We start from the raw sequence: 21,756 nt of genomic DNA, 5'->3' as shown, positions 1-21,756 counted from the left end.
TTATAGTTGCATCGTTAATAATCTAGCCTATCATAGCCGCTATAACATCACTATTTATGTCTATCACCGTATAACTTAACAAATTAGCATCCTCTAATATGAATCAAAAATCACCGACCAAACAGCAATCAACACACTATTCTAGCATGCAAGCAAGAGAGAATATTTCTGTCGTCAATGCGTCGGTATTTGCTACCGCAGTAGATGTGAAGCATTGGATTAAAATCGAAGCCCAAGCTTTAGGATTCGCTGACTGTGGTTTTTTGTCTGTTCATCATCCTTTATTTGCTCAGCAGATTGAGCAGTTACAACTATGGTTAGACAAAGGCTATGAAGGCCAATTGCAGTTCATGCACAATAACCATGAACTACGTGCGAATCCTGATAAACTCGTTGCAGGTGCAAAAACCATCATTAGTGTACGCATGGATTATCTGACCCAAACGCCAACGCCACGCGCTGTTACCGATAATGATCAGCCAAACAATGGCATTATTGCTCGTTATGCGCGAGGCCGTGACTATCACAAGACCATGCGTAGCCGTTTGAAGCAATTGGCATTAAAGATTGAAACCATGCTTCCTGAATGGCAGCATTTGAATATTAGTGCTGAGACCGATTTTGTCTTTCGACCATTTAGTGACTCTGCCCCTATATTTGAGCGACCAATAGCTGATGCAGCGGGTCTTGGCTGGACTGGGAAACATACTTTGTTACTAAATAAACAAGCTGGCTCATTTTTTGTACTAGGTGAGTTATTTATCAGTCTTGAATTGCCCGATGATAAGCCTGTTACTGCACACTGTGGCAGTTGTAGCGCTTGTATAGACATCTGCCCTACAAAGGCAATTATCGCACCTCATGAGCTTAATGCAGCTGCTTGCATCTCTTATTTAACTATCGAGCATGACGGGCCGATAGATATCAAATATCGCCGTGCCATAGGCAATCGAGTCTTTGGCTGTGATGATTGTCAGCTTATATGCCCTTGGAACCGTTATGCCAATCTGACATCAGTAGATGACTTTGCTCCTAGACATGGGTTTGATGACATCAGTCTCCTCGAGATTTGGCAGTGGCAAGAGGCTGAGTTTTTACAATATACACAAGGTAGCCCCATTAGGCGCACAGGTTATATTAATTTTTTGCGCAATATTGCAATCGGATTAGGTAACGCTAACACTAGCTTAGTTATTATCGAACAACTCCAGTCTAAATTAGGCCAACATAACGACATGCTTGACGAACATATTAATTGGGCAATTAGAGAGCAGCGTGTAAAGCTAAATCCTAATGATAAATAAGATAATTACGTGTCAGTAGCAAATTAAAAAACATACCAAAAAGACAGACAATAAAAAACGCCTTTTAATGTAAAAGGCGTTTTATTTTAACTAGTAAAACCATTGTTAACTACTTTTAATTATGGCTTAGGTATGCGTAGTACTTGACCAGGATAAATCTTATCTGGATCAGATAGCATCGGCTTATTGGCTTCAAATATCTTCATATAATCACCAGTTGAACCATATACGTCTTTTGCAATCTTAGATAAGCTGTCACCAGACTTCACGGTGTACATAGTTGATTCAGGTGCATCTTCTTCGATATCAATATTATCAATTACTTTTGCAACGTTCTGTACGTTACCGATAGCGATAATAGCTTTCTCACGATCGGCTTGAGTTTTAGCATTACCGCTAATTTCAGCAGTATCTGTTGAACCGTTATACTTAACTTTCAAGTTATCGATGCTAAGGTTTTGCTGCTGAATACGGCGCAACAAGATATTAGCCACTGATTGAGCAGAAGGCTCAGTAGTTTTTACTGGTGTATTAGCATCTGCTTTAGTTTCTGATTTTGCATCATGTTTATCATCATCACGGTTAAAAATCTTATCACCAATATCTTTTGCAAAACTGAACATACCCATATAAACGCTCCTTAATGATTTATTATTAGTTACTTTTCATTTCTCTTTTAGTTTTTAGCTCTATGTATAATGACGGGGAAATTTGTCTTTGTCATTGCAACGAGTATAACAAAGTTATAGATCTAGAATAGCCATAGATAGTAAAAGTATGTTGGATAATGTTACTTCCACATAACTTGTGTTAACGATTTTTTCTATATGATTTAAGTGAAGTTCATTTGAATAATATGATATAACTCGCCAGTACTTTAGAAAGCCCAGTGACAAGAATCACTTTTTTAAGGCCTAAAAAAACCGCCTATCAGTAAAGATAGACGGCTTAAAAAAACTTGCTGTAGCTAACCCATAATTTAGCTAAACCAAAAGGTACATAGCCATATCATAAGAGAACTTTAGAGCAATAATGACTTATAGTTGAGCTTGGACGTAATCGATTGCTTTTTGTACTGTAGTCAACTCTGCTGAATCTTCATCAGGAATAGTAATGCCAAAGTCACTTTCAAATGACATAACAAGCTCAACTAAATCTAGTGAGTCTGCGCCTAAATCTTCCATGAAAGAAGCATCATTGTTGATGTCTTCGACGTTCATGCCCAACTGCTCTGCTACTGCAGATTTTACTCTTAACTCAGTATCATTACTCATATAAACTGCTCCTTTTTATATATCAATTTTTAAAAACTATCATCTAGCTTTTTTTAAGCTGATGATGTTATATCGAATACGGTAAATTATGTCAGTTATAAGACTCTAACACACTACTACCAATGTTTCGGTTTATTCAATGTCTTATGAGACCTCATTATAATACAGGTCTTAGACATAAAAGTATCCGTTATTATAACACCATTAATTACAGTTTACACTCGTTCACGCAGATTTTTATTATACGAGTGTAAACTATTTTTCTATCGTATACATGGTATTACATGTACATGCCGCCATTGACAGGTATAACTGCACCAGTAATATAGCTCGCTTCATCGCCAGCTAAAAACAATACTGCTGCTGCGATATCTTCTGGCTGTCCCAAACGTCCAATAGGTACAGCATCTAACATAGAGTTGAGTAAGCGCTCATCAAGCTCATCTGTCATATCTGTCTCAATAAGGCCAGGTGCCACACAGTTAATAGTTACTTGGCGTGAACCAATCTCACGTGCCAAAGTACGACTAAAGCCTTCCACGCCCGCTTTTGTAGCAGCATAATTGGACTGTCCCGCATTTCCCATTTTTGCAACTACTGAGCTAATGTTAATAATACGGCCTCGGCGTGCTTTCATCATTCCACGCACTGCCCGTTTACTCATTCGGTAAACAGATGTAAGGTTGGTATCAACCACACTATCCCAATCTTCATCTTTCATGCGCATCAGCAGACCATCTTGGGTAATACCTGCGTTATTTACCAATACTTGCACTGCGCCATATACACTTTCAATCTCTTCAAACAACTTATCAATTTGTGCACCATCACGGACATCTAAAACACGCCCGATACCACCAGAATCATGCAAATAATCATCTATAAGCGCAGCACCCTTTTCTGTAGTTGCTGTACCAATGACAAAATGTCCTTCTTTAGCAAAGCGCTTGGCAACTGCCTTACCGATACCGCGGCTTGCACCACTTACTAAAACAATCGTTCGGCTCATGATAACACCTCCATCAGTTTGTCCATTCGAGCAGGCTTATCTACTGGATAACTTGCAATAGGCTGTGCTTGGCGCTTAGCCAAGTTACTCAGTACATTACCACTGCCACACTCAATTAATATGTTAATTTGTTTGTCTGCTAACTCTTGCATAGTTTTTGACCACAATACAGGTTCGCTAAGCTGTTCTGTCAATGCTTGTTTAATACTTTGCACATTAGTCTCAATACGAGCATGACGGTTTTGAATGACGGGAATAGTGGCTTGGTCAAATTTGATAGTTGCTAACTCTTCAGCTAATGCCTGACTGGCCGGCTCCATTAATGCACAATGTGAAGGTACGCTAACTTTTAGAGGAATTGCTTTTTTACCTGTATTTTGTACTTTATCAATAACAGCGGTAACACCAGCAGCATTTCCAGATATGACGACTTGCCCTGGGCTGTTAAAATTAGCCGCTCCAACAATAGCATTATCAACATGTTCAGTCGCTTGCTCACATAAAGTCTCAACACGACTGTCTTCAAGTCCTAATACTGCAGCCATAGCAGTATCAATACCGACCACTGCCTCTTGCATCAATTGCCCACGCTTATGTACTAATTTCACTGCATCAGTCAATGATATAACACCAGCGGCACAAAGCGCACTGTATTCACCTAAAGAATGACCTGCTAGATAAAGAGGCTTTTTATCAAGTTTATCTTGGAGAATACGCCAAATTGCGATGCTAGCAGTCAATAACGCAGGCTGAGTGTATTGGGTCTGGTTCAGCTGTTCTTCGTTTTGGCAGATTGCCCACAGATCTTCACCTAAAGCTGTACTTGCCTCAGCAAAAGTATCATGTATTTGTGGGTATAATTCTGCAAGCTCGGAAGTCATTCCGACTGCCTGTGAGCCTTGTCCAGGAAAGATTACTGCAACACGAGGTGGCTGGGTTATTACTGTATCAGGTGCAGATGCCATAGCCAATATTCCTTAAGTGATTGGAGATGTCCCTAAAATAAATTGGGTATTGTCATAAAATATGACTTTAATTAATTTACTAATTATTCACAAACTATACACTGCTGCGTGCGATTATTACAGCCAGTAGTAAGCTGATAGTAATACAACGTATTTACCGAGTCATAGCAGATGCTATAAATAAAGCATTTTAGCTATTGAATCATACAGATAATGAGAGCCGTAAATAAAACATACTAGTAAATAATAAATAATAAAAAGCCAAGTTATCCAGCTACATAATATATGATAGCGAAATAACTTGGCTTTTATTGGCTCAATATATACTGTCTAAGAATAGTGGCAGGCGGCAATAGTAGATGAGTGAAAACATTACTATCGCCAGATGCAAACTATCAAATGAACAATAACTTAAGCTTCTTGACTAACTTTAAACAATTGACGACCACGATAAAAACCATCTTTAGTCATGTGATGACGACGATGTTTTTCACCAGTAGTAGCATCAACGCTTAGCTCAGCGATTTCCATACGATGGTGTGAACGGCGCATGTCACGACGAGAACGACTTTTACGACTTTTTTGAACGGCCATGATATAGCTCCTATACTTAAAAGGGGATAAGCTTGAAATTCAGCTTTAATCGACACTGACAGAGGCTATATAATCACAACAACCTAAGTCTTACGCATCATTAGTTAAATAGATTGCCACGTATTAAAGTGTTGATTACGTCTAAAATCTATAATTAGTTTGCAAGCTCAGCTTCTCTCTGCCAGTAGCAGATTGCTAGAATGCAATAAACGGGACATTATACGCATGTTTAACGGATTAATAAAGCCCTGCTTTTCACTCTTCTGCATAAAGCCGCCAAAAAGACAGTAGAATATCTGCCAAAATATCTTTTACAGATGCCGTTTATAGCATTATAAATTACCTTTCAAAGACGCCAAGGCAGCAAAAGGATTTTCAGTTTCTTCTTCTTCTGGTATCTCACCAAACTGCTCAACACTCATCTCGCAAGCATCATGCTTTGGAGCCATTGGCGTTTTCAGTAAAATCTCATCTTCGACCAATTTTTTAAGCGGTAATAAACGCTCTGGTGCAGGCTCAGTGATAATTTCATCAAGCAATAGATAGTCCTGTTCTTCACCGACCAAGCGCACTTGGCTTTCATTATCGAGTAGAGCGATATCATAATCATCGGTCAAATCGATAGCAATGGGTTGCAAACAACGCTGGCAGGTTAACCATACTTCACCAGTTAAGGTAAAAGATAGATGCAACACATTATTATGGCGATATAGATTGGCTTTCATCTGAAGATTTGACTGCAGATGCTCAGTCGTTAATAGGGGATTAAGACGCTCAAAAGAGCGTGGTGCTACTTGCCCTACCCACTCAAAACCACTGTCTTCCCATTTACTTAAGGAGATATGTTCTGGCAGGTTAGCTGACGTAGGAGCTGATGCTTTATCAGCTTGAAGCGCTGACGGCTTGTTTATTGGGGTGCTTGACATGCGCGGCCTCATTCATCAAAAACGGTGTATAATATTGCCTGCCATACTAACGGAAAGCCTGATATGACGCCAGCGCTAGTATGTTACGATTTTTGCTGCTTACTATCTATTAAAAACGCGTACGATAAAACTTGCTATAAAAATAGCCTCATAACTTTTTTATTATTTACCTATTTGACTTGTCTATTTATGAATTCTCAACCTGATCATCCTGATTTTTCTACAGTATTGACTACAACTAATGCTACCAATTTATTAAATCGACTAATAAAATTAGAAGATACTTCTAATGTTGGCTCGAGTTATACCAACTTAACCGTCGGTAATAAAAAATTAGACGCTGTAGCCAAAACTAAGCTCGACAGCTACTTAAGAATTTCACAACAGCAGTGGCAGTGGTTAAATGATGTTAATACAGATAACAAAATTAAAAATATACTTATCAATACCTTGAGCTTACAAAAAAACTCCGAATACGCTCTTACGGATTGGCTGATATCACTGTTCAATGTCCTATTTTTAGGACAACAAGTAGAATTGATACGCGGCGAGCAAGAACCAGAGTATTTCCCAGCACAAGGTGATAAACCTGCACGTATTGTATTCGCTCATGGTTTTTTTGCCAGCGCTCTGCACGAAATTAGCCATTGGTGCATCGCTGGTAGCGAACGTAGACTCTTAAACGACTTTGGATACTGGTATGCACCAGATGGACGAACAGCAGCGCAGCAGCAGGCTTTTGAAGGCGCAGAGGTTAAGCCACAGGCATTAGAGTGTTTATTCACACTTGCTTGCGGACGTCCGTTTCAAGTCTCGCAAGATAATTTATTCGCCAGCTTTGATACCAGCGCTAGTACATTCTCTCACGATGTTTATCAACAAGTCGTTCAGTATATTGCTGTACCACAAAGTCTACCGCGTGATGCTAAGACGTTATTGCGTACGTTATTAATAATCAATACCACTAAAATTATATAGCTACTTTGCATATCTGTATGATGTTTAATCAACTATGTTTAACGTTTTCCTACGATTATTAACGGCATCTCTCTATATCTCTCAACTTCTTTGCCGCTATACTGAATCTGTAGTGTGATACTTCAAATATTATAAAATCAGTAAAACTACCTATAACCATATAAACAAGGAAATTTTATGCAAACTTTTTACATTCATCCAGACAATCCACAACCTCGCCTTATAGAACAAGCTGCTGACTTGCTACGCGCTGATAAACTACTTATCTATCCTACTGATACCAGTTATGCTTTTGGTTGTCGTCTCGGTGCAAAAGATGCACTTGAAAAACTTAAGCAAATTCGTGAACTTGATGATAAGCATCAATTTACCCTGTTATGCCGTGATTTAAGTGAAATTGCTAATTATGCCACAGTAGACAATGTGCAGTTTAAACAGCTAAAAGCACATACCCCTGCACCTATCACTTTTATTTTAAATGCTACTAAAGATGTGCCTAAAAAACTGGCGCACGCTAAGAAAAAAACTATTGGTATTCGCGTGCCAAGCAATCCTATTGCTCAAGCACTTTTGGAAGCGATGGACGAGCCTATTCTGACTAGCTCGTTAATATTACCAAACCGAGATGACATATTAGATGATCCTTTTGAGATCGAAGACTTACTGGGCAATCAAATTGATGGCCTAATCAATGCCGGTATTAAAACCACCAAACTGACTACCATTGTAGATATGACTAGTGGTCAGCCTGAAATTATCAGACAAGGTGCTGCCGATGTCGATTCATTGTTGTCGTAATTAATTGAGAATTCGACACGCAAAAAAAGGCTCCAAGTGAATTGGAGCCTTTTTTTATGAATTATATCGTCACTATAAAATTAGTCACGATCAACTAGTTCTACATATGCCATTGGCGCATTATCACCGTCACGATGACCACATTTTACGATACGCAAATAACCACCTGGACGCGTTTGGTAACGAGGACCTAACGTGCCAAATAATTTGCCTACCATAGCTTTGCTACGCATACGGCTAAATGCTAAACGACGATTAGCAACGCTGTCTTCTTTAGCCATTGTAATCAACGGCTCGGCAACGCGACGTAGTTCTTTAGCTTTTGGTAATGTTGTTTTGATCAGTTCATGCTCAAATAATGAGTTAGTCATGTTCTGAAACATTGCCTTACGATGACTGCCGGTACGACCCAGCTTGACTCCACTCTTACGATGGCGCATAGTCAAATATCCTTAAAGTTTAACGGCTACGATAAGAAAAGCGATCATCAACACGTAAATCAGCTGGTGGCCAGTTATCTAAGCGCATACCAAGCTCTAAATCTTTAGACGCTAGTACGTCCTTGATTTCTGTTAATGATTTCTTACCAAGATTTGGGGTTTTTAATAGTTCAGTCTCTGAACGTTGTACCAAATCACCGATATAGTAAATGTTTTCAGCTTTCAAGCAGTTGGCTGAGCGAACCGTTAGTTCAAGATCATCCACAGGGCGTAAAAGCACCGGATCGACCTCTTCTTTTTCTTTCACAGGCTCAGGCGCTTCTTCAGCTTCTAGGTCAACAAAGATAGAAATCTGTTGTTGCAAAATAGTTGCTGCTTTACGAATTGCTTCTTCTGGATCTATAGTGCCATTAGTTTCAAGCTCAACGATAAGACGATCAAGATCAGTACGCTGTTCTACACGTGCGTTCTCAACTTGATAAGCAACACGAAGTACTGGGCTAAAACTTGCATCAAGCTTTAAGCGTCCAATTGCTTTCGTGTCACCATCTTCACGGCGCTGATTTGCTGGCTCATATCCACGACCCATTACTACACGCAAACGCATCTTAACATGACCACGCTCGCTTAATGTACCTAAAACCAACTCTGGATTGATAATGTCGACATTATGCGGTAGTGCGATGTCTGCAGCAGTAATAGTGCCTGGACCTTGTTTATCCAAGGTCAAAAATACTTCATTTTGGTCATGAAGTGTGATGGCCAAGCCTTTTAAGTTCAAAAGCAAGTCAAGCACATCTTCCTGTAGTCCTTCAAGCGTCGAGTATTCATGGTCAACACCATCAATCTCAGCTTCAATGACTGCAGCACCAGGTAACGAAGATAACAAGATACGACGTAAGGCATTCCCTAAGGTATGCCCAAAGCCGCGTTCTAACGGTTCGAGCGTGACTTTCGCAATCGTTTCGTTAACCGTATCCACATTAATGGCGTTCGGCGTTAGAAACTCAGTTGCATTTAGCATCATGATGTCACCTCGATTTATTTAACTGGTTTAATTAACGTTAATTGCTCAATGTTATTCTTATAACATTGAGCAGTACGTCAGTTATTTAGAGTATAGCTCAACGATCAAGCTTTCGTTGATTTCAGCAGGTAGATCAATACGATCAGGCGCTTGTTTAAACGTGCCTTGTAGTTTGCTGTGATCAACATCAAGCCATTCTGGAATACCACGTTGTGTTGCTAATTCGATAGCATTTTTAATACGTAGCTGTTCGCGAGACTTCTCTTGGATAGCGATGACATCACCATCTTGCAACTGGATTGAAGGAATGTTCACACGAACAAACTCATCACGGCCAGCTTTTTTTACCATAACAGTACGATGGCTAACTAGTTGACGTGCTTCAGCGCGAGTTGAGCCAAAGCCCATGCGATATACCACGTTGTCTAGACGGCTCTCTAGCATAGCTAACAAGTTCTCACCAGTAGCACCACGCTTGCGAGCAGCTTCTTTATAGTAATTAGCAAACTGACGCTCAAGAACACCATAAATACGCTTAACTTTCTGCTTTTCACGCAGCTGTAATGCATACTCTGAAGTCTTGTTACGGCTTACGCCATGTTGACCAGGCGGACGCCCAGCTTTTTTCGTTTTTACGTCATATGGTTTAACACCAGACTTAAGGCCTAAGTCTGTACCTTCACGACGTGATAATTTAAGTTTTGGTCCAATATAGCGGGCCATCTTTATGTCTCCTATAAGCTTTTGGGATAAAAAGCTTCGTCTTTAATATTAGACGCGGCGCTTTTTCGGCGCACGGCAACCATTGTGTGGGATTGGGGTTACATCAGAGATGCTGTTAACTTTATAACCCAATGCACCTAGTGCTCTTACCGCAGACTCACGACCCGGTCCTGGTCCTTTGACCAAAACATCGATATTCTTAACACCATATTCTTGGGCCGCTTTACCAGCGACTTCAGCTGCAACCTGAGCTGCAAATGGTGTAGATTTACGTGAACCACGGAAGCCTTGTCCACCTGAAGTGGCCCAAGCCAATGCATTACCTTGACGATCGGTAATCGTAACAATGGTGTTATTAAAAGACGCATGGATATGGGCTACGCCCTCCGATACTGAACGACGAGTCACCTTTTTGCGACTGCGAGTGTCTTTTGCCATCTTTTAGCTTCCTAAGTTAATTATCTTTTGAGAGGACGTGTCGGACCCTTACGAGTACGAGCGTTGTTCTTGGTGTTCTGACCTCTAACTGGTAGGTTACGACGATGGCGAATGCCACGGTAACAACCAAGATCAACTAAACGCTTAATATTCATTGAAACTTCACGACGAAGGTCACCTTCAGTCATGTAATTTGCAATTTGTGCACGGATAGCATCTAACTGTGTATCATCTAACTGACTGACTTTAGTAGTAGGGGCAATGCCAACTGCTTCTAAGATTTTCTGAGCAGTGGTACGACCTACACCAAAGATGTAAGTTAGTGAAATAACAGCATGCTTATTATCCGGAATGTTTACGCCGGCAATACGAGCCATTGATTTCTCTCCATTAAAGAAAAATAAGCGTTATTTATAAATAAGGCTTTATTTTTCAGATTTGTTGCTGTCAATACTAAAGCTTTTATAATTATTATCGCTGCTTTAACTTGGTTACAAGCCTATTCATTGACGGTATTATAAAAGTTTTTGCATAAACTACGGCAAGTGGCGGATGATATCGCATCCGCCGTTATTATTCAAGTATTATTTAAATATATAGATTTGGCTTAAGGCCAACTTCTATCTACCAATTAACCTTGACGTTGCTTGTGGCGTGGTTCTGCTGTGCAAATGATATGTACACGACCTTTACGGCGCACAACCTTACAGCTACCACAAATCTTCTTAACTGATGCTTGAACTTTCATAGCATGCTCCTTGAGATATCACACTACTCGTTAGGGTTGAGTAGGTGACTGAATTAACGTCTGATCATGGTATTGATGGGTCATCAAATGCGCCTGAATTTGCGATATGAAGTCCATTACCACAACCACCATAATCAGTAACGATGTACCACCAAGATTGAACGGCACACCAAATGATGACTGGATGACCATCGGCATTAAACAAATAACCGTCATGTATATCGCGCCAATAAAGGTTAATCGGTTTAATACATGATCGAGGTAACGCTGAGTTTGTTGTCCGGGGCGAATACCTGGAATATAAGCACCGCTACGTTTAAGGTTTTCGGCAACTTCACGTGGACTAAAAACCAATGCTGTATAGAAATAGCAAAAGAAGATAATCATCGCACCAAACAGGACTAAATATAATGGCTGTCCTGGAGACAACACTAATGCCATATTTTGTAATATTTTTTGGGTAAAAGTAGGATCAGTTGAATGACCAACCCACTGCCCTAAACTTGCTGGGAACAAAAGTAACGAGCTAGCAAAAATGGCAGGGATAACTCCTGCCATGTTTATTTTCAACGGCAAATGTGACTGCTGTTGAGCATAAATTTTGCGGCCTTGCTGTTGTTTCTGTGCATAGTTCACAGGAACACGGCGCTGGGCACGCTCAATATAAACGATACCAGCAGTAACCGCGACACCTAATAATACAAAAATAAATAGCACAATCAAGTTCATCTGACCTTGATTGACCTGTTCAATAGACTGCGAAATCATTCCAGGCGTACCAGCAACAATACTGGCAAAAATAAGCATTGAAATACCATTACCTACGCCACGCTCTGTAATCTGCTCACCGAGCCACATTAAGAACATAGCGCCTGCTACCAATGAAGTGACAGCAGGAATGTAAAAGGTAAGACCAGTAGACAATGTCAAGTTTTGACTGATTAAGCCAGCACACATTCCTAATGACTGTACTAGTGCTAAAGCAAGTGTTCCCTGACGGGTATACTTGTTTAGCTTACGTCGTCCCGCTTCACCCTCTTTTTTGAGAGCTTCAAGCGATGGTAATACTGCAGACATCATTTGTACAATAATAGATGCTGAAATATATGGCATAATACCAAGTGCCATAATGGACATACGTTCTAGTGCACCACCTGAGAACATGTTAAACATACTCAGAATGGTGTTTTCGTTGCGCGAAAACAGATCAGCCAAATTGACCGGGTTAATACCCGGAACTGGAATATGTGACCCTAAACGATAAACAATCAATGCGCCGATTAAGAATAATAAACGCGTCCATAGTTCATCATACTTACGTATGAATGCAAATGGATTTAGCGGTATACCAGCCGATGACATTGATTGCTTGGACACGTTACTACTCCTCGATGCTACCACCAGCAGCTTCGATTGCTTGCTTGGCACCTTTAGTCACTTTAATACCTTTAAAAGTATAAGCTTTGGTGACTTCGCCTGACAGCATAATACGGGCACGCTTCATGTCATGACGGATAAGGTTAGCAGCTTTAAGTGTTTCAATGCTAACCACATCGCCTTCAATTTTATTCAGTTCAGACAGACGAACTTCAGCAGTTGTCATTGCCATTTTACTGGTAAAACCAAATTTTGGTAGACGACGATATAAAGGCATTTGACCACCTTCAAATCCTGAGCGAATGCTAGAACCTGAACGAGATTTCTGACCTTTTACACCACGACCACCAGTCTTACCAAGACCTGAACCGATACCACGACCACGACGTTGGGCAGTTTTCTTTGCGCCAACACCTGGTGATAATTCATTTAATCTAAGACCCATTACGCTTCCTCCACTTTTACCATGTAGTTGACGCGATTAACCATACCACGTGTTGAAGGAGTATCTTCTACTTCAACAGTATGATTAATACGGCGTAAACCCAATCCTTTCAAGCTCGCTTTGTGGCTCTTTAGGCGATGGGCACCCGATTTAAATTGAGTGACTTTCATTTTTTTCATCGTAACTCACCTAGTCTAAGTTAACCCAAGATTTCGTCTACAGATTTACCACGTTTCGCTGCCATCTTCTCTGGAGTTGACATATCACGTAAACCGTTAAACGTTGCACGAACAACGTTAGCAGTATTGGTAGAACCATAACATTTAGTCAAAACATCTTTGACACCAGCAACTTCTAATACAGCACGCATTGCGCCACCAGCGATTACGCCAGTACCTTCAGATGCAGGTTGCATATAGACTTTACTAGCGCCATGACGTGCTTTGATCGGATGATACAAAGTTGCATCATTAAGCTCAACAGTAATCATATTACGTTTTGCAGCTTCTAGTGCTTTTTGAATAGCAGCTGGCACTTCACGTGCTTTACCACGACCAAAACCGACACGACCATTACCATCACCTACTACGGTTAACGCAGTAAAAGAGAAGATACGACCGCCCTTGACCACTTTTGCAACGCGATCAACGGTAACAAGGCGTTCTACTAGACCGTCTGTTTGTTCATTTTTATCATTTTTATCATTTCTAGCCATGATTAAAACTCCAATCCGTTTTCGCGAGCTGCTTCAGCTAAAGCTTTAACTCGACCATGATATTTAAAACCACTACGGTCAAAGGCAACTTTAGTAATGCCAGCTGCTTTTGCGCGTTCTGCGATCATTTGGCCTACAGACGTCGCTGCATCAGCGTTGCCAGTCGCGCCTGAGCGCAAGCTGCCGTCTAAGGTAGATGCCTGAGCAATCACTTCACCACCGTTCGGAGAGATAATCTGGGCATAAATGTGCTTCGGCGTGCGGTTAACCGTCAGACGATGAACGCCTAAAAAACGGATATGCGCGCGGGTTTTCTTAGCTCGACGCAGACGAGCTGCTTTTTTATCAAACATTTCAACTCACCTTATTTTTTCTTAGCTTCTTTGCGAACCACATGTTCGTCGCTATAACGAATACCTTTGCCTTTATAAGGCTCTGGTGGGCGGAAACCACGGATATTAGCCGCTGCTTGACCAAGCTGCTGTTTATTGTTTGATTTTAAAACAATTTCAGTTTGCGTTGGAGTTTCAGCTGACACACCTTCAGGTAGCGTATATTCTACTGGATGCGAGTAACCAACGTTAAGGATTACTTTATTGCCAGTAGCTTGCGCACGGTAACCAACACCAATTAGTTGAAGACGTTTTTCAAAGCCTTCATTGACGCCTGTAACATAATTGTTAAGCAGGGCGCGCATGGTGCCAGTATGCATCATAGCTTCTTTTGAATCGACTGTAGGTGAGAAAATGATTGCATCATCTTCCTGTTTCAGCTCGACCAATTCATGCAGGCGTAAAGACATATTGCCGTTCTTGCCTTTAACTTCGACCTGCCGATCGTTCAAAGTAACGCTCACGCCATTGGGTAGCGTCACTGGGGCTTTAGCCACACGAGACATAGGAATATTCCTTGAAAAATTAAAACTTATATTAGCGAAAAAACTAACAGGCTAAAAAGCCTGCTAGTTTATCATAATTGATCCTATTAAACACTAACGAATTTTTATGAAATCGCTAGACGTCTAATTTACTTTAAGTTTAGAGCAATCTTTATCAGATTGAAGCTAACTTAAAAGGATTCAAATAGACTTTATCGTTGTGCTGCCTTAAGCAACAAATGCAACGATTTCACCACCGATACCAGCAGCGCGAGCAGCACGATCACTCATAATGCCTTGGCTAGTTGATACGATAGCAACACCCATACCTTGCTTAACAGTAGGGATAGCGTCTTTACCGCGATGCTGGCGTAAACCAGGACGGCTAAAACGTTGGATAGTTTCGATGACAGCTTTGCCTTCGAAGTATTTTAGTTCAATAGTAAGTGTTGCTTTGTTGTTATCTTCTTCAGTAACAACAGCACTAGCTACATAGCCTTCACTAACTAATAAGTCAGCAATTGATTTACGTAGTTTTGAGCTTGGCATTGCTACCGATACTTTGTTAGCCATTTGTGCGTTACGAATACGGGTTAGCATATCCCCAACGGTATCTTGCATACTCATATAGTTACCCCTTACCAGCTTGCTTTACGAACACCAGGCACATCGCCTTGCATGACTCGCTCACGCAGCATATTGCGTGATAAGCCAAACTTACGGAAGTAGCCATGAGGACGACCGGTGATAGCACAACGATTGCGCAGACGTACTGGCGATGAATTACGTGGTAGAGCTTGTAGCTCTAACATCGCGTCCATACGCTCTTCGTCACTTGCAGTCATATCACTGATGGTTTCTTTTAGCTTAATACGCTTTTCAGCATATTTAGCAACCATTTTTTCGCGCTTTAATTCGCGGTTAATCATGCTCTTTTTTGCCATAACGTCTTTACCTTATTTAAATGGGAAGCCGAATGCTTTAAGTAACGCACGACCTTCTTCATCAGATTGAGCTGACGTGGTGATTGTCACATCCATACCACGGATACGATCAATCTTGTCAAAATCTACTTCTGGGAATACGATTTGTTCTTTGATACCCAGTGAATAGTTACCACGTCCGTCAAAGGCTTTAGGTGAAAAACCACGGAAATCGCGAATACGAGGAATTGCAATGGCAATCAGACGATCTAAAAATTCGTACATTTGCTCACCGCGTAGCGTTACTTTACAGCCAATTGGCCATTCTTCACGAATTTTAAAGCCAGCAACTGATTTACGCGCTTTGGTGACGACAGGCTTTTGACCAGCAATCGCTGTCATGTCAGCTACTGCACCTTCAAGCAACTTCTTGTCTTGAGACGCACCGCCTACACCCATATTAATTGTGACTTTAGTGATTTTAGGCACTTGCATCACATTGTCTAAACCAAGCTCTTCTTTGATTTGCTGCTTTAGTTTATCGTTATATAAAGATTTTAATCTTGCCATTACCATTACACCCTTAGTGTCTTACGCAGTCGCCACTACTTCACCGTTCGAACGATAGACGCGTTGTTTCTTGCCGTCTTCGCCGAATTGATAAGTAATACGGTCTGCTTTTTGGGTTTGCGCATTTAAGATTGCGACATTTGAGATATGCAGAAAAGCTTCTTGCTTAAGAATGCCACCTTCAACACCAGTTGCCTGATTTGGCTTCTGATGTTTAGTAACAATATTAATGCCTTCTACTTTAATACGATCATTTTTTACAGCTTGTACAGTACCTTGTTTGCCTTTATCTTTACCAGCAATCACGATAACTGTATCGCCTTTACGTAATTTTGACATGGATTACCTCACAATACTTCTGGTGCTAGTGATACAATTTTCATAAACTGATCACCACGTAGTTCACGAGTTACCGGTCCAAAAATACGAGTTGCAATCGGTGCTTTATTTTGGTTCAACAATACCGCAGCATTGTCGTCAAAACGCAGAACAGAACCATCAGGACGACGAACGCCTTTTTTGGTACGTACAACTACCGCATTCATCACATCGCCTTTTTTAACACGACCGCGAGGAATGGCTTCTTTAACCGTTACTTTAATAATGTCGCCAACTGATGCATAACGACGATGAGAACCACCCAGTACTTTAATGCACTGAACTCGCCTTGCACCGCTATTATCTGCAACTTCCAGCATTGACTCAACCTGAATCATAGCGTTACTCCACACGTATGAGCAAAAAAACCAGTTGCTGCCGCTAGCACAGTATGAGTAGACGGCATTTTAATGTAAATAACCGCACCTTACTCTTAATGTGAGTGATATACGCTCGGCGCAATCAGCATCCTTAAAAAGGCGGCTATTTTAACAGCTTCTGGCTTTTAATGCAATTTACTTAGATTTTTTCTACTTTTTCAACCACATCAACTAAAGTCCAAGACTTAGTTTTTGAGATTGGACGCGTTTCTTTGATGCGGACAAGGTCGCCTTGTTGGCAAACGTTATTCTCATCATGGGCCTTAATTTTTGTAGAACGACGAAGCTGTTTGCCATACAAAGGATGACGAACCAGACGCTCAATCAAAACCGTGATGGACTTGTCCATCTTGTCGCTGACAACTCGTCCTGTCAATACGCTAGCATTGGTAGCTGTTTGATTGTTATCGCTCATGAGTCGCCTCGTTGTTTCTCGTTAATCAAAGTCTGAATCTGAGCAATCGTGCGACGATTGCCTCTGACTTCATGGGTATTACCCAACTGACCAGTTGCTTTAGCCATACGAATACGGAAAGCATCAAGTTGCTTTTCATCAAGTAACTGAGTCAGTTCTTCTAATGATTTATCACGTAATTCACTGATCTTCATTACATTATCGTCCGCTTAACAATGGTAGTTTTAAAGGGCAGTTTTGCTGCAGCAAGCGTTAAAGCTTCGCGAGCAAGCTCTTCTGAAACCCCTTCGAGTTCATATAGCACCTTACCAGGTTTGATTTCGCATACCCAATATTCGACTGGACCTTTACCTTTACCCATACGTACTTCTAATGGCTTGTTGGTAATTGGCTTGTCTGGGAATACACGAATCCAAATCTTACCACCACGCTTAATTTTACGAGTAATGGTACGACGTGCCGCTTCAATTTGACGGGCTGTCATACGACCACGCGTCAAAGATTTTAGACCAATTTGTCCGAATGCAACGGTGCTTCCACGATGAGCTAGCCCAGTGTTACGACCTTTATGCATTTTACGAAACTTGGTACGTTTTGGCTGTAACATAGTTTAACCTCTGTCTGAGTTTCGACGGTTTCCACCACGACCACGGCGTTTTGGCGCACGAGTCTGCTCTTCTTTGACGGGATTGTATACACTATTCATGCCGTCAAGGATTTCGCCACGGAAAATCCAAACTTTTACACCAATAGTGCCGTAAGTTGTTTCCGCACGTACTGACGCATAGTCAATATCAGCGCGTAGTGTATGCAATGGCACACGACCTTCACGGTACCATTCAGAACGAGCAATCTCAGCACCGCCAAGACGGCCAGACAACTCAACTTTAATACCTTTAGCACCAGAACGCATACTGTTCTGTACAGCGCGTTTCATCGCGCGACGGAACATGACACGACGCTCAAGCTGACTAGCAATACCGTCTGCTACCAAACGAGCGTCAAGGTCAGGTGACGTGATTTCTTCAATGTTGACCTGAGCAGGTACGCCCATAATTTTGGTCAATTCTTTTTGAAGTCTTTCGATATCTTCGCCTTTTTTACCGATAACAATACCAGGACGCGCAGTGGCGATGGTAATCTTAGCAGCACCAGTAGGACGCTCGATCATGATGTTGCTGATCATAGCGTTATCTAGTTTTTTGCGTAAATATTCACGAACTTGAATATCGTTGATTAGGTATTCTGAGTATTGTTTAGGGTTAGCATACCAGTTTGCGTTATGCTTTTTTACAACACCAAGACGAATTCCGATTGGATGTACTTTTTGACCCATAACTTATTCTCCTACCTTTATAGTGATGTGACAGGTACGCTTGCTGATACGATCAGCACGACCCTTAGCACGTGGTAGGATACGCTTTAGCGTGATGCCTTCATCGACATAGATAGTAGCGACTTTTAGGTCGTCGATATCTAATCCATGATTATGTTCGGCATTGGCGATGGCTGAGTTAAGACATTTCTTAACAAATACAGCGCCTTTTTTATTGCTATACGTTAGGATATCCAAAGCACGTTCGATAGATTTGCCACGAACTTCATCAGCAACGAGTCTAACTTTTTGTGCCGAGATGGCGGCACCGCGTAATTTTGCAGTTACTTCCATGGTAAGCACCTTATTTCTTAGCTTTTCTGTCAATGCCATGACCACGATACGTACGAGTCGGGGCAAATTCACCTAGTTTATGACCAACCATCTGCTCGCTCACGATAACCGGTACATGAGTACGGCCGTTGTGAACAGATAAAGTTAGGCCAACCATTTGTGGCAAAATCATCGAGCGGCGCGACCAAGTTTTAATCGGTTTGCGTGAGTTGGTTTCTAATGCATTCTCAACTTTAGCAAACAAGTGCGCGTCTATGAATGGACCTTTTTTCAATGAACGAGGCATGAAATTCTTCCTTATTTCTTCTTCTTGGCGCGACGGATGATCATATTGTCAGTACGCTTATTATGACGCGTTTTAAGTCCTTTAGACTTCTGACCCCAAGGGCTAGTAGGATGGCGACCTTTATTACGACCTTCACCACCACCATGTGGGTGATCAACTGGGTTCATCGCTACACCGCGAACGGTAGGACGAATACCACGCCAACGTGAAGCACCGGCTTTACCAAGTGATTTCAAGTTGTTTTCAGTATTAGAAACTTCACCAATAACTGCACGGCAGTTGATATGTACACGGCGAGTTTCACCTGAACGCATACGAAGAATCGCATAAATTCCGTCACGACCTAATAACTGAACGCTTGCACCCGCTGCACGAGCCATCTGTGCGCCTTTACCGATTTTAAGTTCGATATTATGGATCACAGTACCCAATGGGATGTTTTTAAGCGGTAAACAGTTACCTGGACGAATTGGAGAATTTTCGCCTGACATTACTGTATCGCCAACTGCTTGTTTTTTAGCAGCAATGATATAGCGACGTTCGCCATCAGCATACTTAAGTAAAGCAATATGTGCAGTACGGTTAGGATCGTATTCAATACGCTCTACCGTTGCTGGAATATTGTCTTTGGTGCGTTTAAAATCAATAATACGGTAATGTTGCTTATGACCACCGCCAATATGACGAGTAGTTATACGGCCATTATTATTACGACCACCTGACTTACTTTTTGATTCGAGAAGCGCTGCATAAGGACGACCTTTGTAAAGGTGTGGATGCACCACTTTTTCAACAAAACGACGGCCTGGTGATGTTGGCTTTGCTTTTACGATAGGCATGAGTGTTATCCTTATTCGTTGTTCGCTGTTTCACTAGTAGAGGTAGTAGTATCAACTACGTCCTCACCAGCATCAGCCATTTGTACATCGTGACCAGCTTTTAGGGTAACATAGGCTTTTTTATAGTCATTACGACGGCCGATGCTCTTACCAAAACGCTTTGTCTTACCTTTAACATTCAAAGTGTTCACTTTAGTAACTTCAACACCTTCAAACATTAGCTCAACTGCTTTTTTGACTTCTAACTTAGTAGCGTTAGCATCAATTTTAAATACTTGCACGCCAAGTGAGTCACCAAGCATTTGAGATTTCTCTGAGAAGACAGGTCCTCTTAAGACCTGATAAAGTCTTGCGTTATTCATGCTAGTGCTTCCTCAAATTGTTTCGCAGCTTCAACTGACATGATCACTTTATCAAAGGCGATCAAGCTCACTGGATCCACTTCGTTTGTACCAAGTACATTGACGTGTGGAATATTGCGGGCGGCTAAGTATAAGTTTTCGTCAACATCTTTTGTGACGATAAGTGCACGAGGTGCATTTAATTCACTTAACTTTGCAATCAACTCTTTGGTCTTAGGTGCAGAGATTGTTAATTCTTCAACCAAGATTAGACGTTCTTGACGTATTAATTCGGCTAAGATGCACTGCATAGCGCCGCGATACATTTTGCGGTTAACTTTTTGTGACCAGTCTTGTGGTTTGGCCGCGAATGCACGTCCGCCCCCACGCCAGATTGGGCTACGAATAGAGCCTGCACGAGCGCGACCAGTACCTTTTTGGCGCCATGGCTTAATGCCACCGCCAGAAACTTCGGCACGGGTTTTTTGTGCACGTGTACCTTGACGAGCACCTGCAAGATATGCAGTGACGACTTGATGCACTAATGCTTCGTTGAATTCACGACCGAAAGCCGTATCAGAAAGCTCAACCGCCGCACCTGTAACTGTTTTTAAATCCACGTTAATCCCCTTGCTTAGGCTTTGATTGACGGACGTACGATAACGTCGCCACCGGTGGCACCTGGGATAGCACCCTTGATGACAAGTAACCCTTTTTCGGCATCAACCGAGACCACTTCTAGGCCTTGAACGGTAACACGTTTGTTACCCATTTGGCCCGCCATCTTTTTGCCTTTGAATACTTTACCTGGCGACTGGTTCTGACCAGTTGAACCATGTGCACGATGAGATACTGAGTTACCGTGCGTAGCATCTTGCATACTAAAGTTGTGACGTTTTACAGGACCTTGGAAACCTTTACCTTTACTATTTCCTGTAACATCAACCATCTGACCTTGTTCGAACAAGTCAGCTAGAATCTCACCACCAATCTCACGACCTTCAAGATCGCTTTCATTAGCACGAAATTCCCAAACACCACGACCAGCTTTAACGCCAGCTTTTGCGAAGTGACCTTTCTGTGCGGCTGTTACGCGGCTGTCACGACGAGTACCTGTGGTGATTTGAATGGCTTGATAGCCATCTACATCAGTATTTTTTACTTGAGTAATGCGGTTTGCATCGACCTCAATCACTGTTACAGGGATAGAGGCACCTGTCTCAGTGAAGACACGGGTCATGCCGCATTTTTTACCGACTAAACCGATCGCCATTTTAGACCTCTTTATATCTTATATTAATGGGTTGGGCATTTAAT

General features: G+C 41.6%; 36 protein-coding genes. 3 read left to right on the top strand and 33 right to left on the bottom strand.

The window, feature by feature from the left end; translation table 11 throughout:
* The first annotated feature begins 146 nt into the window (after positions 1 to 146).
* Positions 147 to 1,304 (top strand): tRNA epoxyqueuosine(34) reductase QueG, encoded by a 1,158-nt coding sequence (gene queG / locus AAEY87_RS12755; RefSeq protein ID WP_350657469.1) that lies wholly within the window; start codon positions 147 to 149, stop codon positions 1,302 to 1,304.
* Between the two features lie 119 nt (positions 1,305 to 1,423).
* Here queG and lysM read toward each other — a convergent pair whose 3' ends face one another.
* The 6 genes from lysM to AAEY87_RS12725 all read right to left on the bottom strand — a co-directional run bounded on the left by lysM (position 1,424) and on the right by AAEY87_RS12725 (position 6,072).
* The gene (gene lysM, locus AAEY87_RS12750; protein ID WP_068034637.1) at positions 1,424 to 1,933 is read right to left on the bottom strand and encodes a peptidoglycan-binding protein LysM; all 510 of its coding nucleotides are present in this window, start codon (positions 1,931 to 1,933) and stop codon (positions 1,424 to 1,426) included.
* Between the two features lie 408 nt (positions 1,934 to 2,341).
* The gene (gene acpP, locus AAEY87_RS12745; RefSeq protein ID WP_068034635.1) at positions 2,342 to 2,578 is read right to left on the bottom strand and encodes an acyl carrier protein; all 237 of its coding nucleotides are present in this window, start codon (positions 2,576 to 2,578) and stop codon (positions 2,342 to 2,344) included.
* 280 nt (positions 2,579 to 2,858) lie between these two features.
* Positions 2,859 to 3,587, bottom strand: coding sequence for a 3-oxoacyl-ACP reductase FabG (gene fabG, locus AAEY87_RS12740; RefSeq protein ID WP_068034633.1), 729 nt, complete (start codon positions 3,585 to 3,587; stop codon positions 2,859 to 2,861).
* Complete coding sequence (gene fabD, locus AAEY87_RS12735) at positions 3,584 to 4,552, bottom strand: ACP S-malonyltransferase (RefSeq protein ID WP_068326092.1); 969 nt, start codon at positions 4,550 to 4,552, stop codon at positions 3,584 to 3,586. Before fabD ends, fabG begins: the two co-directional genes overlap by 4 nt.
* A 411-nt stretch (positions 4,553 to 4,963) precedes the next feature.
* Positions 4,964 to 5,146 carry a 50S ribosomal protein L32 gene (gene rpmF, locus AAEY87_RS12730; RefSeq protein ID WP_068034628.1) on the bottom strand — a complete coding sequence of 61 codons (183 nt, stop codon included), beginning with the start codon at positions 5,144 to 5,146 and terminating at the stop codon, positions 4,964 to 4,966.
* Positions 5,147 to 5,478: 332 nt separating this feature from the next.
* Positions 5,479 to 6,072 carry a YceD family protein gene (locus tag AAEY87_RS12725; RefSeq protein ID WP_350657449.1) on the bottom strand — a complete coding sequence of 198 codons (594 nt, stop codon included), beginning with the start codon at positions 6,070 to 6,072 and terminating at the stop codon, positions 5,479 to 5,481.
* A gap of 189 nt (positions 6,073 to 6,261) precedes the next feature.
* Here AAEY87_RS12725 and AAEY87_RS12720 point away from each other — a divergent pair, with 189 nt between their 5' ends.
* Both AAEY87_RS12720 and AAEY87_RS12715 read left to right on the top strand, forming a co-directional pair.
* Positions 6,262 to 7,050, top strand: a complete 789-nt coding sequence (locus AAEY87_RS12720) for an elongation factor P hydroxylase (protein ID WP_350657447.1) — start codon at positions 6,262 to 6,264, stop codon at positions 7,048 to 7,050.
* 177 nt (positions 7,051 to 7,227) lie between these two features.
* Positions 7,228 to 7,848, top strand: coding sequence for an L-threonylcarbamoyladenylate synthase (locus AAEY87_RS12715; RefSeq protein ID WP_350657446.1), 621 nt, complete (start codon positions 7,228 to 7,230; stop codon positions 7,846 to 7,848).
* An 80-nt stretch (positions 7,849 to 7,928) separates the two neighbouring features.
* Here AAEY87_RS12715 and rplQ read toward each other — a convergent pair whose 3' ends face one another.
* The 27 genes from rplQ to rplC form a co-directional block, all read right to left on the bottom strand.
* A complete protein-coding gene (rplQ, locus tag AAEY87_RS12710) occupies positions 7,929 to 8,288 on the bottom strand; it encodes a 50S ribosomal protein L17 (RefSeq protein WP_010196736.1) in 360 nt (119 codons plus the stop codon).
* Positions 8,289 to 8,307: 19 nt separating this feature from the next.
* Positions 8,308 to 9,315: a DNA-directed RNA polymerase subunit alpha gene (locus AAEY87_RS12705; protein WP_350657445.1), complete on the bottom strand. Its 1,008-nt coding sequence runs from the start codon at positions 9,313 to 9,315 to the stop codon at positions 8,308 to 8,310.
* Positions 9,316 to 9,396: 81 nt separating this feature from the next.
* A complete protein-coding gene (gene rpsD / locus AAEY87_RS12700; protein WP_010196731.1) occupies positions 9,397 to 10,038 on the bottom strand; it encodes a 30S ribosomal protein S4 in 642 nt (213 codons plus the stop codon).
* Between the two features lie 48 nt (positions 10,039 to 10,086).
* Positions 10,087 to 10,476: a 30S ribosomal protein S11 gene (gene rpsK / locus AAEY87_RS12695; protein WP_058368279.1), complete on the bottom strand. Its 390-nt coding sequence runs from the start codon at positions 10,474 to 10,476 to the stop codon at positions 10,087 to 10,089.
* A 20-nt stretch (positions 10,477 to 10,496) separates the two neighbouring features.
* Positions 10,497 to 10,853: a 30S ribosomal protein S13 gene (rpsM, locus tag AAEY87_RS12690; RefSeq protein ID WP_010196723.1), complete on the bottom strand. Its 357-nt coding sequence runs from the start codon at positions 10,851 to 10,853 to the stop codon at positions 10,497 to 10,499.
* 254 nt (positions 10,854 to 11,107) lie between these two features.
* Complete coding sequence (gene rpmJ, locus AAEY87_RS12685) at positions 11,108 to 11,224, bottom strand: 50S ribosomal protein L36 (protein WP_010196721.1); 117 nt, start codon at positions 11,222 to 11,224, stop codon at positions 11,108 to 11,110.
* 30 nt (positions 11,225 to 11,254) lie between these two features.
* The gene (gene secY / locus AAEY87_RS12680) at positions 11,255 to 12,586 is read right to left on the bottom strand and encodes a preprotein translocase subunit SecY (protein WP_203226507.1); all 1,332 of its coding nucleotides are present in this window, start codon (positions 12,584 to 12,586) and stop codon (positions 11,255 to 11,257) included.
* 19 nt (positions 12,587 to 12,605) lie between these two features.
* Positions 12,606 to 13,046 (bottom strand): 50S ribosomal protein L15, encoded by a 441-nt coding sequence (rplO, locus tag AAEY87_RS12675; protein WP_068034621.1) that lies wholly within the window; start codon positions 13,044 to 13,046, stop codon positions 12,606 to 12,608.
* A complete protein-coding gene (rpmD, locus tag AAEY87_RS12670) occupies positions 13,046 to 13,225 on the bottom strand; it encodes a 50S ribosomal protein L30 (protein WP_010196714.1) in 180 nt (59 codons plus the stop codon). The genes rplO and rpmD overlap by 1 nt, the downstream gene beginning before the upstream one ends.
* A 20-nt stretch (positions 13,226 to 13,245) precedes the next feature.
* Positions 13,246 to 13,761 carry a 30S ribosomal protein S5 gene (gene rpsE / locus AAEY87_RS12665; RefSeq protein ID WP_010196711.1) on the bottom strand — a complete coding sequence of 172 codons (516 nt, stop codon included), beginning with the start codon at positions 13,759 to 13,761 and terminating at the stop codon, positions 13,246 to 13,248.
* Positions 13,762 to 13,763: 2 nt separating this feature from the next.
* Positions 13,764 to 14,114 carry a 50S ribosomal protein L18 gene (gene rplR / locus AAEY87_RS12660; RefSeq protein WP_068034619.1) on the bottom strand — a complete coding sequence of 117 codons (351 nt, stop codon included), beginning with the start codon at positions 14,112 to 14,114 and terminating at the stop codon, positions 13,764 to 13,766.
* 11 nt (positions 14,115 to 14,125) lie between these two features.
* Positions 14,126 to 14,659: a 50S ribosomal protein L6 gene (rplF, locus tag AAEY87_RS12655; protein ID WP_068034617.1), complete on the bottom strand. Its 534-nt coding sequence runs from the start codon at positions 14,657 to 14,659 to the stop codon at positions 14,126 to 14,128.
* 207 nt (positions 14,660 to 14,866) lie between these two features.
* Positions 14,867 to 15,265: a 30S ribosomal protein S8 gene (rpsH, locus tag AAEY87_RS12650; RefSeq protein ID WP_350657444.1), complete on the bottom strand. Its 399-nt coding sequence runs from the start codon at positions 15,263 to 15,265 to the stop codon at positions 14,867 to 14,869.
* An 11-nt stretch (positions 15,266 to 15,276) separates the two neighbouring features.
* A complete protein-coding gene (rpsN, locus tag AAEY87_RS12645; protein ID WP_068034613.1) occupies positions 15,277 to 15,582 on the bottom strand; it encodes a 30S ribosomal protein S14 in 306 nt (101 codons plus the stop codon).
* A 12-nt stretch (positions 15,583 to 15,594) separates the two neighbouring features.
* Positions 15,595 to 16,131: a 50S ribosomal protein L5 gene (gene rplE, locus AAEY87_RS12640; protein ID WP_068034610.1), complete on the bottom strand. Its 537-nt coding sequence runs from the start codon at positions 16,129 to 16,131 to the stop codon at positions 15,595 to 15,597.
* A gap of 21 nt (positions 16,132 to 16,152) precedes the next feature.
* Entirely contained in the window at positions 16,153 to 16,470 is a 318-nt protein-coding gene (rplX, locus tag AAEY87_RS12635; RefSeq protein ID WP_011279796.1) for a 50S ribosomal protein L24, read from the bottom strand.
* An 8-nt stretch (positions 16,471 to 16,478) separates the two neighbouring features.
* Entirely contained in the window at positions 16,479 to 16,847 is a 369-nt protein-coding gene (rplN, locus tag AAEY87_RS12630; protein ID WP_010196702.1) for a 50S ribosomal protein L14, read from the bottom strand.
* A 181-nt stretch (positions 16,848 to 17,028) separates the two neighbouring features.
* On the bottom strand, positions 17,029 to 17,304 hold the full coding sequence (gene rpsQ / locus AAEY87_RS12625; protein WP_021813375.1) for a 30S ribosomal protein S17: 276 nt from the start codon (positions 17,302 to 17,304) through the stop codon (positions 17,029 to 17,031).
* Positions 17,301 to 17,498 (bottom strand): 50S ribosomal protein L29, encoded by a 198-nt coding sequence (gene rpmC / locus AAEY87_RS12620; protein ID WP_010196696.1) that lies wholly within the window; start codon positions 17,496 to 17,498, stop codon positions 17,301 to 17,303. Before rpmC ends, rpsQ begins: the two co-directional genes overlap by 4 nt.
* Entirely contained in the window at positions 17,498 to 17,911 is a 414-nt protein-coding gene (gene rplP / locus AAEY87_RS12615; protein WP_068034608.1) for a 50S ribosomal protein L16, read from the bottom strand. Before rplP ends, rpmC begins: the two co-directional genes overlap by 1 nt.
* A 3-nt stretch (positions 17,912 to 17,914) precedes the next feature.
* A complete protein-coding gene (gene rpsC / locus AAEY87_RS12610) occupies positions 17,915 to 18,640 on the bottom strand; it encodes a 30S ribosomal protein S3 (RefSeq protein ID WP_068034605.1) in 726 nt (241 codons plus the stop codon).
* A gap of 3 nt (positions 18,641 to 18,643) precedes the next feature.
* Positions 18,644 to 18,973, bottom strand: coding sequence for a 50S ribosomal protein L22 (rplV, locus tag AAEY87_RS12605; RefSeq protein WP_021813373.1), 330 nt, complete (start codon positions 18,971 to 18,973; stop codon positions 18,644 to 18,646).
* 10 nt (positions 18,974 to 18,983) lie between these two features.
* Positions 18,984 to 19,259, bottom strand: a complete 276-nt coding sequence (gene rpsS / locus AAEY87_RS12600) for a 30S ribosomal protein S19 (RefSeq protein WP_068034604.1) — start codon at positions 19,257 to 19,259, stop codon at positions 18,984 to 18,986.
* A gap of 11 nt (positions 19,260 to 19,270) precedes the next feature.
* On the bottom strand, positions 19,271 to 20,098 hold the full coding sequence (gene rplB, locus AAEY87_RS12595; RefSeq protein ID WP_350657443.1) for a 50S ribosomal protein L2: 828 nt from the start codon (positions 20,096 to 20,098) through the stop codon (positions 19,271 to 19,273).
* A gap of 11 nt (positions 20,099 to 20,109) precedes the next feature.
* Positions 20,110 to 20,460 carry a 50S ribosomal protein L23 gene (gene rplW / locus AAEY87_RS12590; protein WP_068034600.1) on the bottom strand — a complete coding sequence of 117 codons (351 nt, stop codon included), beginning with the start codon at positions 20,458 to 20,460 and terminating at the stop codon, positions 20,110 to 20,112.
* Positions 20,457 to 21,059 (bottom strand): 50S ribosomal protein L4, encoded by a 603-nt coding sequence (gene rplD / locus AAEY87_RS12585; protein WP_068034598.1) that lies wholly within the window; start codon positions 21,057 to 21,059, stop codon positions 20,457 to 20,459. Before rplD ends, rplW begins: the two co-directional genes overlap by 4 nt.
* 14 nt (positions 21,060 to 21,073) lie before the next feature.
* The gene (gene rplC / locus AAEY87_RS12580) at positions 21,074 to 21,712 is read right to left on the bottom strand and encodes a 50S ribosomal protein L3 (protein WP_068034596.1); all 639 of its coding nucleotides are present in this window, start codon (positions 21,710 to 21,712) and stop codon (positions 21,074 to 21,076) included.
* Positions 21,713 to 21,756: the final 44 nt, after the last annotated feature.

Source organism: Psychrobacter sp. S1-30-MNA-CIBAN-0213, from assembly GCF_040309845.1.
Taxonomy (GTDB): Bacteria; Pseudomonadota; Gammaproteobacteria; order Pseudomonadales; family Moraxellaceae; genus Psychrobacter.
The sequence above is the reverse complement of the archived record's forward strand: the minus strand, read 5'-3'. Positions and strand labels throughout refer to the sequence as shown.